We start from the raw sequence: 12,868 nt of genomic DNA, 5'->3' as shown, positions 1-12,868 counted from the left end.
GTCTGCCTCCCTTTTAAACTTGAAGGTTACCAAAATGGGGGAGTTGTGAGGAACGTTAAGCTTACGATTGAATACTTGGGAACGAACTACTACGGCTGGCAGTTTATACCGGGTAAGCCGACGGTTCAAGGGAAATTAAAGGAAGTCCTTGAAACTGTTTTGAGGCACGAAGTAAAACTTACAGGGGCAAGTAGGACAGACGCTGGAGTCCACGCCTTCGGTCAGGTTGCAAACTTTAAAACAGAAAGGGACTTAGACCTTTTGCGGCTTCAGAGAGCTCTCAACGGCCTCCTCCCTCCAGACATAAAAGTTGTTGGTATTGAGGAAGTTCCGCTGGAGTTTGACGCAAGGAGGAGTGCAAAGGGAAAGCGCTACAGGTACAGGGTTTTCAACCGAAGTGTCCCGAGCCCCTTTGAGTATAAAAGGAGCTGGTTCGTTCCCTTTAAGCTGAACCTTGATGCGATGAAAGAGGCTTTACGCTTCCTGATAGGAGTTCACGACTTTTCCTCCTTCTACAAAAGGGATAGAAAAAAGGAGGTAAACACAGTTCGGGAGGTAAACGAGATTCTAATAGAGGAAAAGGGCTACTCCGTTGAGCTTGTCTTCTACGGCCGCTCGTTCCTGAGGCACATGGTTAGGGTTATGGTTGCTACCCTAATTAGGGTTGGGGTGGGGGAGTTCCCACCTACTGCCGTTAAAGAAATCTTGGAGGCGAAAGACCGCTCTGCTGCACCCTACTTGGCGCCCCCCGACGGCCTCTACCTTGAAAAGGTCTACTACAGCGACTATCCTTACTGATAACAATTTTCAATTAGAAGGGGTTAGAGATGGCAAAGTTTGTGACACTTGTAATCTTAGACGGTTTCGGATACAGCCCTAACAAGGAAGGGAACGCCATAGCCCTTGCAGACACTCCCTTTTGGGATTACCTGTGGAATACCTATCCTAAAGGCCTTTTGAAAGCTTCCGGTGAGGCAGTAGGCCTTCCTGAAGGGCAGATGGGAAACTCTGAAGTAGGCCATATGAACATCGGTGCCGGAAGGATAGTTTGGCAGGACATCGTAAGGATTACGAAGGCAATAGAGAACGGAGAGATTGAGAATAACCCAGTTTTAAATAAAGCTCTTGAAATTGCTAAAGAGAAGGATGTTAAGCTCCACTTTGTCGGCCTTCTCTCCGATGGAGGAGTCCACAGCCACATTAACCACCTTTTCGGCCTTCTTGAGCTTGCGAAGAAGAGGGGAGTTGAGAAGGTATGTGTTCACCCGATCCTTGACGGAAGGGATACTCCCCCGAAGAGCGCTGAAGTCTACTTGAAACAGCTTCTGGAGAAACTCAAAGAGCTGGGAATCGGATCCGTCGGAACAATGGGAGGTCGTTACTACTACATGGACAGGGATAAAAGGTGGGATAGGACTGAAAAGGCCTATAACGCTATGGTTCTTGGGGAAGGTTACAGGTGTTCAGACCCGATTAAAGCCCTCCACCAGGCCTACGAAAGGGGCGAGACAGACGAGTTTGTTAAGCCCTACGTAATTAACCCAGAGTGTTTGATAGAGGACGGAGACGTCGTCTTCTTCTTTAACTTCAGGGCAGACAGGATGAGGCAGATAGTTTCGGCCATTGGCCTTGAAAACTTCAACGGTTTTAAGAGGAAAACGGTTGTTAAGCCCTCTTACGTTGCAACTATGACGCTTTACGATGAAACGTTCCCCTTTGACGTTGCTTTTCCTCCTCAAGAGCTTAAAAATGTTTTAGGGGAAGTTATCTCAAACTTGGGATATAAACAGCTCAGGATTGCAGAGACCGAAAAGTATGCCCATGTTACCTACTTCTTTAACGGCGGAAGGGAGGAGCCGTTTCCGGGAGAGGACAGGATTTTAGTTCCGTCTCCGAAAGTTGCAACCTACGACCTTAAACCTGAGATGAGTGCTCCTGAGGTTACCGAGAAAGTCGTTGAGAGAATCAAGAGCGGTGAGTATAGGTTGATAGTTCTTAACTACGCAAACCCTGACATGGTTGGCCATACAGGAAACCTTGAGGCAACGATAAAGGCAATTGAAACCGTTGATAGGTGCCTTAAGCAGGTTGTTAAGACAACTCTTGATATAGGAGGAGTCTGCATCGTTACTGCAGACCACGGAAACGCCGAACAGATGATAGACCCTAAGACAGGAGGCCCTTGGACTGCACACACTACAAACCCCGTTCCGTTTGTGGTTGTGAAGGGAACCTGCGGGAGCTACAGAGTTAAGAGAAGGGAGAAGAGAGACGTAGAGCTCCCAGAAGAGTTTGCCGGAGTTCCTGTAGTTGGAATACTTGGAGACATTGCTCCGTCTATCCTCCATATCTTAGGAGAGGAGATACCTCCTGAAATGACAGGAGATGTTATCGTTGAGGGGAAGTTTGACGATTGCAAATTGTAGTTAGAAAATCTAAATTAATATTTGAAGATAAAGCTTGCTAAAGGAGGGAGAGATGAGCATTGAGGTTCTTACTGAGAACCTGAAAGAGGCGATGAAGGCCGACCTTGAGAAGGAAGAGTTTGGTCACGTAAACGTTAGAAAGGCAAGGGAGCTTATTAGAGACCTTGGAGCTTACGTTTTGGATGTAAGACCTCCTGCTCACGTTGAACGCGAGAACGCTGAAGAGGTTGGTATTCCGGGAGCTATTTACATTCCTTATCCGGAGCTCCCCAACCAGCTTGATAGGCTTCCTAAACCTAAGAACCACCCTGTAATCGTCGGCTGTAAGAGAACGAGGCTTGCCAACAGAGTTGCAGGTCTTCTCTTAGCCCTTGGTTATCTTAACGTTTACGTTTTAGACACAGACATAGATAACCTGATTGAATGCCACAGAGCCCACACGGAAGGCTAATCAAAAGGCCGCCTCCTGAACTATATTAAAGACCTAACACAACTTTCAGGAGGCGGCTTTGCTCTCTACAAGTTCAATAGGTAAAGACCTTCAGAAACTCGTCGGAAAAGAGAAGGTAAAAACTTCAAACAGCTGGAGGCTTTCCTACGCCTACGACGGAACTCCTACAGGCTATAAAGGCATTCCTGATGCCGTTGTTTTCCCGGAATCTACAGAGGACGTAGCTAAAATCCTCTCTTACGCCAACGAAAGGGGAGTTCCCGTCTACCCGAGGGGAGCAGGTTCCGGTCTAACCGGCGGCGCAGCTCCTTTAGAGGGAGGAATTGTTATCTCTACAGAGAAAATGAACAGAATTTTAGAGGTAGATGAAGATAATCTCGGAGTTCTAACTGAGCCCGGAGTCGTTACCTATGACCTTCAAAAAGAGGTAGAGAAGAGAGGCCTCTTCTATCCACCAGACCCTTCAAGCTACAAGTATTCAACAATAGGCGGAAACATTGCTGAGAATGCAGGAGGCCCAAGGTGCGTTAAGTACGGCGTAACTAAAGACTACGTAATGCAGCTTGAGGTAATTTTTGCAGACGGGACGGTTTCAAAGGTCGGCTCTAAAGCCGTAAAGTCCGTTGCCGGATACAACCTTAAAGACCTCATCGTAGGCTCAGAGGGAACTCTTGCCTTCATAACGAAGGCATACCTGAAACTCATTCCAAAGCCCGAGTCTGTAAGGACTGCAATGGCCATATTCCCTAAGGTTGAACAGGCCGCTCAGGCCGTTGCCGACATGTTCAAGGCAAAGGTTATTCCAACTGCCTGTGAGTTTTTGGACAAGAACTCAATCGTTGCCGTTGAGAACTACGCAAAGATTGGGCTTCCAACCTACGCAGAAGGTTTGCTTGTCATAGAGGTTGACGGCTACGAGGCCGTTGTTGATGAGTTGATAAACAGGGCAGTTCACGTCTGTAGAGAGGCAGGAGCAACTGAGATAAGGACGGCTTCAGAAGAGAGCGAGAGGGAAGCTATCTGGATGGCAAGGCGGGCAGTATCTCCGGCAATTGTTCAGCTGAAGCCTAAGAAGATTAACGAAGATGTTGTCGTTCCAAGGAGCAGAATTCCGGAACTCATAAAGGGCGTTTATAAAATTGCAGAGAAGTATGACCTTATGGTTGTCAACTTCGGTCATGCGGGAGACGGGAACATCCACGTGAACTTCATGTATGAACCCCACGAGGAGGAGAAGGTTCACAGGGCAGTTAGGGAAGTCTTTGAGTTCACAATATCCTTGGAAGGCTCAATTTCGGGGGAACACGGAATCGGCTGGATGAAGAAGGAGTTTCTGCCCTTAGAAGTTGGAGAGGCTTTAGAGAAAATGAAGGCAGTAAAGAGAGCTCTTGACCCCAACAACATCCTTAACCCGGGGAAAATCTTTGATCTTTAACCACCTAAGGCTTTTTTGAGGTTGAACTCTATCTGAAGCTCAAATGTAAGCGTGTCGTTCTTTATGGAAGGTGGGATAGGGGGGAACTTTGCTTCCTTTATTGCAGTGCACGTAGCTTCAGAGAGTATCGTATTACCTGATAGAGGTTTACACTCAACAGCTTTTCCATCTCTGTTCAGGGAAAACCGAACGGCAACAGGTCCCTCAATTCCTCTCTCCATTGCCTCTAACGGATAGAAGATGCTCTCCTCAATTGCCCTTCTAACGGCGTCTAAGTAGCTGATTGGGAGGTTCCCCTGAACCGGTTTTAAGCTTCCGCCACTTTTCTTTTCTTCACTCTCTTTCTCTGCTACCTCTTTCTTCGGCTTCGTGCTTTTTACTTTTGGCTTCGGTGGCTCTTTAGCCTCTGCCTCTTCTTCCTTACTTTTGCCCAAGCTCCTCTCAACTCTAACCTGTTCAACTTTCCTTTCAGGCCTTATTAGAGAAATCTTTATTACCCTGTTAATTTCCCTTTTAGGGGGCTTCAAAACAGAAAGAGAACCTTCAACGAAAAGAAATTCTAAAAGACCGGCAAGGATAAAGGAAATGAGAAGTCTAATCTCTATTCTCATTCTTTTCCTTTGCAAGCAGTCCTATAGAGTTTATTCTTGCCTTCTGGGCTGCGTCCATAACGGTTACTAAAGACTGGACGGGAGCTCCCCTATCTGCATCAATCACCAGAGAGACCAAGGGATCTTCTTTCTTAAACCCTTTAAACAGCCTTACGAGTTCGTCAAAGGCCATTTTTGTATTTCCGAAGTAAACTGTTCCGTCTCTCTTTATAACAACCGTAACAACCTTTCTCTTAGGTTTGAAGGAGCTCTTCTGGACGGTTTCTGGTGGGTTTGTCTTCATTGCCAGCCCGGGAATGATACTTCCAGCTATAAGAACGAAAAAGGCCAACAGGAACAACATAACGTCAACCATCGGAACGATAATCAGTTCCGGCTTTTCTTCGCACTCGTTGTCTCTAAAGAGGAACATCTCCTCTCCTTAAGCTTGAGATTGTTATAAAATTATTGCACATTTACTCTGGAGGTTGCCTTGAGCTTTGATACAGAGTTTGCCCACAGGGCTATTTTCTACGTTCTTTACTTCCTCTTCTTCCTCTCTTCGGCCGTTTTTATAGAAAGGCTTCTCTACTTCTTCTTTACCTTTCCTGCAGAGAAGAAGCTGCTTCAGAAAGAGCTTGAGAAGGTCGGTGAAAGGGGGGCGGAGCTCCTTTACACTTCATACTTGGTAAAACTTGAAAGGGGCAAGGGACTTTTAATGTTCGTAATAACTGCCTCCCCTCTACTTGGGCTTTTAGGAACAGTTCTTGGAATAATGGAGTCTTTCAACACAATGGCGGAAAAGGGCGTTTCAGACATAGCAGCCGTAAGCAAGGGAATCGCCTTTGCCCTTGAAGCAACAGCCCTGGGTATTGCAGTAGCCGTTATTTCTCTAATCTACTACTACGTAGTTGTAGGTTTTTCTAAAAAGTTTAAAACGGAAATGAAGAAACTGATTGTTGGAATTCTTTCTGCTTAGTTTATCTGAAGTCACCTGAGAGTTTTATAAGCAGGTTCTTCTGTAATCCCTATCATGTTTGATGAAAGCCCTGAATGGGCAAAGAAATTTCAATGCTTCTAAAAAGGCGGTTTAGATGGAAGAAAGTTTTGTTGTTTACGGAAAAAATGCTGTTGTTGAGGCTGTAAAGTCCGGAAAGCAGATTGAGAAAGTCTACTTACAGCACGGGAAGTTTTTTGAGCCGAAGCTCCTTTCCTTTTTAGAGAAGAAGGGAGTTAGGTTTCAGTGGGCTAAGAAGAAGCAGCTTCAGAAGTTGACAGGAACTGAAAAGCATCAGGGAATTGTTGCTCTTATTTCTCCGGTTAAATACGCCGGTTTTGAGGAGCTCCTCTCTGAAACTTTCAAGAAAAGTGGTTTCTTTGTTGTTTTGGATGGGATTACTGAGCCTCAAAACCTTGGAACTATTGCCAGAACCGTTGAGTCATTTGGGGGTGTAGGGATTTTGCTTCCTGAGAAAGGGGGAGCTCCCCTCAACCAGGTTGCAGTTAAGTCGTCTTCTGGAGCTCTCTTTCACTTGAAGGTGAGTAGAGTTGGAAGTTTGGTGGGAGCTCTCGTTGAGTTTAAAGAAAGGGGCGGAACAGTTTACGCAGTTGAAACGGGGGGAGAGGACATAAGAAATGCTGACTTTCGGTTTCCCCTTGCTCTCGTTTTAGGCTCTGAGGGAAGGGGGATAAGCGACGAAGTCCTTTCAGTTTGCGACAGGGTTTTAACTATTCTGACTGTCGGGAAAACGCCTTCTTTAAACGTTTCTGTCTCCTGCGGTATTGCCGTTTGGGAAGTTTTTAAGAGCTCTAGCAACGGTCTCAAGGAGTTTTAGGGCTACTTCCTCTTTCGTTCCTTCTACTTTTTCTGACTTTCCCTTTTTTGAAATTATAATTACGCTGTTTTCGTCCGAACCGAAGGGGGACTTATTTTTGCTTACCCTGTTAGCAATAATGAAGTCAAGGTTTTTCTTCTTTAGTTTCTCTGTAGCGTTTTTAACTAAACTGTCTGTTTCAGCTGCAAACCCTACTACTATTTGGTTTTTTCTCTTTTTCTCTCCTATCAGTTTTAGAATATCTGGAGTTCTCTTAAGTTTTAAAAGGAGCTCTTCCTCTCCTTTCTTTATCTTTTTCTCGGAAAACTCTGCAGGCCTGTAGTCTCCAACTGCTGCAGCAGAGATGTAAACGTCTGCCGACTTGAAATTTTCAAGGGCTTCGTTTTTCATCTCTTCTACGGTCTCTACGTAAACTGTTTTTATTCCGTATGGCGGCCTTAAGCAGGTTTTCCCTGAAATTAGAACAACGTCTGCTCCCATTCCCTTTGCCACTTTTGCTATTTCGTATCCCATTTTTCCGCTTGAGGGGTTTGAGATAAACCTTACTGGGTCTAAGTATTCCCTCGTTGCTCCTGCAGTTACTACTACCTTTTTCCCTTTTAAGAGCTTTGGAATGAACCAGTAGGTAGCGGCGTCAACGATGTCCTCAACGTCTGCAAGTTTTCCCTTTCCCTCTTCTCTGCAGGCAAGGTAGCCGCACTGAGGTTCAACAACTTCCCAGCCTAAACTCTTTAGTTTTTTTAGGTTTTCCTGAGTTATCGGGTTCTCAAACATTCTAACGTTCATTGCCGGGCAGAGGATTCCCTTTCCAAAACAGAGGGCAAGGTCTGTTACGGAGGTATCGGCAATTCCGTAAGCTATTTTTGCTATGGTGTTTGCAGTTGCCGGGGCTATGAGGAGGAGCTCCCCCCACCTTGCAAGCTCCGTGTGTCTAATCTCAGCTCCTCTCTCCGGGACGTTCTCATCGTAAACAGGGTATCCCGAGAGGGTTTCAAGGGTTAGGGGAGTTATGAACTTCTTTCCGGCGGGAGTAATGGCGACTTTAATTTCGGCTCCTTTTTTCTGGAGCTCCCTCAAAACTTCAACTGCCTTGTAGGCGGCAACACTTCCGGTTATTCCAAGAACAACTCTTTTTCCCTCTAAAAGACTCACTTCTTCTTCCTTGTCATCATAGGTTTAAGTTTAATCTCCTGACCCAAGTAGAGACTGAAACCAAAGCTCGTCGTGTAGCTGGTTATTATTGCTGCAGTCATAGGAATGACAACGTCGGCGTGGGTCATTTCTGTAATCATCACAATTGCGGCCAGCGGAGTTTTTGCTCCAGCAGCCAGCGCTGCTCCCATTCCTGCAAGTGTAAAAGTAACCATCTGGTTTGGAAAAATGTGGCCGAAGATGTTTCCGACGGCAGCTCCGATTAAGAGGTTTGGTAGGACAAGTCCTCCTGGAATCCCAAAGCTGAGAGTCAGGCTCGTTACGGCAATTACGCAAAGGACAATTAAGATGTCGATCCAAACTGGGAATAGGTTCTGGGCAAGCTTTGAGACGACTCCCATGTGGGCAGGTGTAGAGAGGAAGTCTACGTCTTTTGTTATAAGGTAAATCAGTAGAAGAAAAGGAAGGGCAATTGCCGTTCCTATAACTGGTCTTATCTGGGTTTCAAAGAACTTTGAGATACAGACTGACGTGTGGAAGACGAAGGTATAGATGTAGATTATCAGGCTAATTACCAGTCCCATAACTACTATGTAAGGAATGGTCTGAAGGTTCCACTCTGGGACTTTTGTAAGGTGGATAAAAGCGCTCTCACCTCTGAAGAAGGAAAAAGTAAGGTAACTGATGATTGAGGCGATTATCATAGGAACGAAGGGGCGGTAGTCTAAGTTATACATTTCCTCAATTTCCATTGCGAAGATGGCACTACCTAAGGGGGCTTTCAAGAGAGCTCCCGTAAATGCTCCGCCTCCGATTAATCCGAGAAGTTGTTTATACCGTTTTCCAAGTCCATAAGCCCTTCCGAACCACTCCCCTAAGACAACTCCAATGAAAAACGAAGGCCCTTCCCTTCCGGCTATAAACCCGCCGGAAAGAACAAAAGTTGAGGTTATGAGCTTTAATAAGACAGTTTTGGCTTTGAGATAGGTTTTAGTCTTTAGATGGAGTATTGCGTAGCCAATTCCCGGTCCTCCTATTACCGGGTCAGCTTTCAGAGCATAACCGACGAGAATAGAGACGGTTAAGGGATATAGGAGAATAAGTATGGTGTTCTGAGAGAGGAGTTTATTTAGGTTTACTATGATAACGTCCATAAAAGAGGCAACAGTTCCGGTGGTAATGCCGACTGCAAAGGCAAACGGTATCCACCTTCCGAAGAAGAGGGAAATAGTTGTAAGGTCAAAGCGGTGGATAAGGTTAGTTCTGGCGCAGCCTTTAATATAGTCCTTAAAGAAACTCCACCGCTCCCCTTTCATTCAATTAATATCCTGCATATTTCCAGTAAATTTCCCTAATTCTACCAAATAGCTTTTTGGCAAGTTCTAAGAGCCTTGCAATTCTCTTTTCTGTTGGCGGGTGGGTAGAGAAGAGTGCCGCTACTGCATCTCCTTTGAGTGGGTTAACTATAAACAGGTGACTCGTTGCAGGGTTAACCTCGCTCTTTACAAGTTCAGGTGGAACTCTCTGGGCGTACTCCTCAAGTTTTTTCAGTGCGCTTGCAAGGGCTTCAGGTTTTCCTGAGATGATACCTCCAGTTTCGTCGGCCTTATACTCCCTTGCCCTTGAAATGGCCATCTGAATGAGTGCTGCTGCTATCGGGGCTAAAACGACCATCAGAACTAAACCTATAACTTCAGCCCAGCCTCCTCTCTCCTCTTCGTCCCTTGTTCCTCCGAAGAGGAGAAACCACTGCGCCATGTTTGCAAGCATTGTAATTGCACCGGCTATTGTTGCTGCAACTGCTTGAATGAGAGTATCTCTGTTCTTAATGTGTGAAATTTCGTGGGCTAAAACGCCTTCAAGCTCGTTTTCGTTAAGGAGTTCCACTATTTTTGGAGTAACGACGACGACTCCGTGCTTCGGGTTCCTTCCAGTTGCAAAGGCGTTTGGAACGTCCATAGGGGCAATTCCAACCTTTGGCTTTGGAATTCCTGCGTTCCTTGCAAGCTTTTCAACCGTCTGGTGGAGCCAAGGAGCCTCCTCTTCAGAGAGAAGCCTCACTCCATACATTGAGAGGACGATTTTGTCTGAGAAGAACCAGCTTCCAAAGTTCATAATGGCTGCCATAAAGAGGGCAACAACCATTCCAGCGTTTCCGCCTAAGAGCTTTCCGAAAAGGAGTAAAATTCCCGTCAGAAATCCCAAAAGAATCGCCGTTTTTATGCTGTTCCAGTTCATTACATTCCTCCTAAAACGAAGAATTTGGCTAAAAATATTGCAGTAATTAAAAATAATACCCAGTTCAAGTCTCTCTACCTGCCGCACAGGAGTTTAACGGCCGTGTAGGTAATGAATCCCAAGCCCATTCCGTCTGAAATGCTGTAGGTGAAGGGAATTCCTGTAAAGGTTATGAATGCCGGTAAGGCCTCGGTTATCTCTTCCCATTTTATTTTTTTGATGGATTCTATCATAAAGTAGCCTACGTAGATGAGAACTGGAGACGTTGCAAAAGTTGGGATTACGGCTATTAAGGGGTAGAAGAAGAGGGACAGGAAAAAGAGGGTTGCAACAGTTACTGCTGTTAGTCCCGTTTTTCCTCCTGCTGCGACACCGCTTACGCTCTCAATGTAGGTGGTAACTGTTGATGTTCCGAGGAAGGCTCCCACCGTTGTTCCAACGGCGTCGCTCGTGAGAGCTCTTCCCACCTTTTTGTCCTCCAGGGGAATTCCAAGCCTCGTGCAGAGGGCTGACAGCGTTCCGACTGTATCAAATACGTCTACCAGTAAGAAGGCCAAAACTACGGGAATGATGGAGTATGAAAAGATGTGTAAAAAGTCAAGCTGAAAGGCTGCTGAGGGTTTCGGGAATCCGAGTATGGCACTCGGTTTTTTAACAAGGCCGAAGGGAACCGAGAGCAAAACTGCAAACAGGATTCCGATGAGAAGGCTTCCTTTTACCTGTTTTTTCTGGAGAACTGTTATGAATACCAACGTAACGAGTGTAATAACGGCCTGGGGAGAGGATATATCGCCTAACTTGATTAGCGTTTCTTTTGAGTAGGTTATTAACCCTGAGTTTTTTAGACCTATTAGAGTTATAAACAGCCCTATTCCTCCCGATATCCCGTAGGCCAAAGAGGTCGGCATTGACTTAAAGATTGCCTTCCGAGCTCCAAATACGGCCATAATGAGGAAGAGAACGCCCTCTATGAAGACGGCGGTAAGGGCAGTTCTCCAGTCAATTCCCATCTGGCCGCAAACTGTGTAGGCAAAGTAGGCGTTTAGTCCCATACCGGGGGCAAGTGCAAAGGGAAGACCAGCGTATATTCCCATCGTGTAGGTGGCTACCGCAGATGCGACGGCAGTTGCAAATATTACTCCCTCTTTTGGAACTCTTGCGTCTGAAAGGATTGCCGGGTTTACGATAAGTATGTAGGACATCGTTAGGAAGGTTGTGAGGCCGGCAAGGAGCTCCCTCTTAACGTCTTCCTTCAACATTTTACTCCGTAGTTTTAAGAAATTCTACCAGCTCTTTGGAATTTTTAACTTTCTCCCTATTTGAGAGTAGATTTTCTGCTTTTTCATCTTGTAGTAGATTGGTCTTCCGTGGGGGCAGGTTTCCCTGTTCTTGCACTTTAGGAACCTCTCAAATAGTTCCTCTATGCCTTCAAACTTGGCAGCCCTATAACCTGACTTTATTGCCCTTTTACACGCCACTTCTGAAACAGACTTAGGACTCTTTTCCGTAAGGCTTTTTACGTCTTCAACTGAGAGGATTTGGGGGAGCTCCGTTATGAACCAGCCCTTTCCGTCTGCTCTGACGACGGCTCCCAGTTCCTTTGCCTTTATGGCTATCTCTTCCGGAACTTTCAGCTCTTTTAGTAGCTTAACAGTTGGGATTTCTCCCTTTTTCAGCTTTTCTATTAACTCCTCGTAGTTGACCCTTTCGTGGATTAAGTGAAGGTCAAAAAAGTAGTAGTATTCCGGGTCGTGGCCTATAAGGAGTGTTCCGTCTGAGCCGATTAACTCTATTGGTGCTGAGTATTTAATCTCTCTCTCTTCTCTTAGAACTAAAAATTTTGGAAGTTCAATTTCAGATGAGAGAGCTCTCTCAACTTCTTTTAAGTATTCGTTGTTCTCTATATAAACCTTCTCCTTTGTAGGGGTTACGTTAGGGTCAAGGAACTGAGGCGGAACGTTTAGAAAGAAGATGTAGCTCTTTACTCCCTTTTCCTCTAAGAGTTTCTCTATTTCCGGGAGCTCCACCGGCCTTCCGTTGACAAATACGAACCTTAAACCCTTTTTCTCCCTTGAGAAGAGCAGCTGAAAGTGTTCTCCCTCAGCCTCTAAAAGCTCCAAACCTCGGCCAAAGAGCTGGGCAACCCTCTCCTTCAGCGAAGAGGCCGGAAATACGGTTTCGTTGAAACGGAAAGTAACGTTGGCGTTTGATAGTGCGTAGGTTTTGACCACCTTGAGGAGGGAGCTCCTCTCCTTCCTTCCTACAGATTTCCTCCTTACCGGTGCATTAAAAAAGAGTTCCTCAACTGAGACAGAAGTTCCCTTCCTGTAAGGGATTGGGGAGTATTCCTCTATAACTCCGCCATTTACAACGATCTTTCCACCGGTTCCGTTTCCGACGGAACTCTTTATCGTCAGTTTTGAGAACTGAGAAATTGCATAAAGGGCTTCTCCTCTGAACCCGTAGGTTTTTAGCCGTTTAAGGTCTTTGAAATCCTTTATCTTGCTCGTTGCGAACCTTTCAACTGCTAAGGGGAGCTCCCTGTAGTTAATTCCGCAGCCGTTGTCTACAACCTTAAAGTTAAACGGGTTTTCAACCTTAACCGAAATCTCCGTGGCTTTGGCGTCTAAGGAGTTTTCAAGGAGCTCCTTTAGAACTGCCGTAGGAGACGAGGCTATCTGTCCCGAAGCTATTCTCCTGATTACTTCGTCAGGGAGTTTCCCAATCAAGTTCCAACTCCA

General features: G+C 45.8%; 13 protein-coding genes. 6 read left to right on the top strand and 7 right to left on the bottom strand.

What is annotated here, in order from left to right; genetic code table 11:
- The first annotated feature begins 45 nt into the window (after positions 1–45).
- Genes truA through ACZ424_RS02480 form a run of 4 tightly spaced genes read left to right on the top strand, consistent with a single transcriptional unit; the run spans position 46 to position 4,312 of the window.
- Positions 46–798 carry a tRNA pseudouridine(38-40) synthase TruA gene (gene truA, locus ACZ424_RS02495; protein ID WP_464904950.1) on the top strand — a complete coding sequence of 251 codons (753 nt, stop codon included), beginning with the start codon at positions 46–48 and terminating at the stop codon, positions 796–798.
- Between the two features lie 29 nt (positions 799–827).
- The gene (gpmI, locus tag ACZ424_RS02490) at positions 828–2,426 is read left to right on the top strand and encodes a 2,3-bisphosphoglycerate-independent phosphoglycerate mutase (protein WP_464904949.1); all 1,599 of its coding nucleotides are present in this window, start codon (positions 828–830) and stop codon (positions 2,424–2,426) included.
- A 52-nt stretch (positions 2,427–2,478) separates the two neighbouring features.
- A complete protein-coding gene (locus ACZ424_RS02485) occupies positions 2,479–2,877 on the top strand; it encodes a rhodanese-like domain-containing protein (RefSeq protein WP_464904948.1) in 399 nt (132 codons plus the stop codon).
- 58 nt (positions 2,878–2,935) lie between these two features.
- Positions 2,936–4,312 carry an FAD-binding oxidoreductase gene (locus ACZ424_RS02480; RefSeq protein WP_464904947.1) on the top strand — a complete coding sequence of 459 codons (1,377 nt, stop codon included), beginning with the start codon at positions 2,936–2,938 and terminating at the stop codon, positions 4,310–4,312.
- On the opposite strand, the gene ACZ424_RS02475 is transcribed toward ACZ424_RS02480, so the two are convergent.
- Positions 4,309–4,923 (bottom strand): energy transducer TonB, encoded by a 615-nt coding sequence (locus ACZ424_RS02475; RefSeq protein ID WP_464904946.1) that lies wholly within the window; start codon positions 4,921–4,923, stop codon positions 4,309–4,311. The genes ACZ424_RS02480 and ACZ424_RS02475 overlap by 4 nt on opposite strands.
- Entirely contained in the window at positions 4,907–5,335 is a 429-nt protein-coding gene (locus tag ACZ424_RS02470) for an ExbD/TolR family protein (RefSeq protein ID WP_464904945.1), read from the bottom strand. The genes ACZ424_RS02475 and ACZ424_RS02470 overlap by 17 nt, the downstream gene beginning before the upstream one ends.
- 60 nt (positions 5,336–5,395) lie before the next feature.
- On the opposite strand from ACZ424_RS02470, the gene ACZ424_RS02465 reads away from it, so the two are divergent.
- Positions 5,396–5,881 (top strand): MotA/TolQ/ExbB proton channel family protein, encoded by a 486-nt coding sequence (locus ACZ424_RS02465; protein WP_464904944.1) that lies wholly within the window; start codon positions 5,396–5,398, stop codon positions 5,879–5,881.
- A gap of 115 nt (positions 5,882–5,996) precedes the next feature.
- A complete protein-coding gene (rlmB, locus tag ACZ424_RS02460) occupies positions 5,997–6,737 on the top strand; it encodes a 23S rRNA (guanosine(2251)-2'-O)-methyltransferase RlmB (RefSeq protein WP_464904943.1) in 741 nt (246 codons plus the stop codon).
- Here the strand turns inward: rlmB and coaBC are convergent.
- The 5 genes from coaBC to mutL form a co-directional block, all read right to left on the bottom strand.
- Entirely contained in the window at positions 6,660–7,889 is a 1,230-nt protein-coding gene (gene coaBC, locus ACZ424_RS02455; protein ID WP_464904942.1) for a bifunctional phosphopantothenoylcysteine decarboxylase/phosphopantothenate--cysteine ligase CoaBC, read from the bottom strand. The two genes, rlmB and coaBC, sit on opposite strands and share 78 nt — an antisense overlap.
- The gene (locus tag ACZ424_RS02450) at positions 7,886–9,205 is read right to left on the bottom strand and encodes a chloride channel protein (protein WP_464904941.1); all 1,320 of its coding nucleotides are present in this window, start codon (positions 9,203–9,205) and stop codon (positions 7,886–7,888) included. The genes coaBC and ACZ424_RS02450 overlap by 4 nt, the downstream gene beginning before the upstream one ends.
- Positions 9,206–9,209: 4 nt before the next feature.
- Complete coding sequence (locus tag ACZ424_RS02445; RefSeq protein WP_464904940.1) at positions 9,210–10,127, bottom strand: zinc metalloprotease HtpX; 918 nt, start codon at positions 10,125–10,127, stop codon at positions 9,210–9,212.
- 74 nt (positions 10,128–10,201) lie between these two features.
- Positions 10,202–11,386, bottom strand: a complete 1,185-nt coding sequence (locus tag ACZ424_RS02440; protein ID WP_464904939.1) for an NCS2 family permease — start codon at positions 11,384–11,386, stop codon at positions 10,202–10,204.
- A gap of 24 nt (positions 11,387–11,410) precedes the next feature.
- Complete coding sequence (mutL, locus tag ACZ424_RS02435) at positions 11,411–12,856, bottom strand: DNA mismatch repair endonuclease MutL (protein ID WP_464904938.1); 1,446 nt, start codon at positions 12,854–12,856, stop codon at positions 11,411–11,413.
- Between the last annotated feature and the right edge of the window lie 12 nt (positions 12,857–12,868).

The sequence above is a fragment of the Thermovibrio ruber genome, assembly GCF_055380895.1.
Note: the sequence above shows the minus strand (reverse complement) of the source record. Positions and strands in the feature narration are given on the sequence as shown.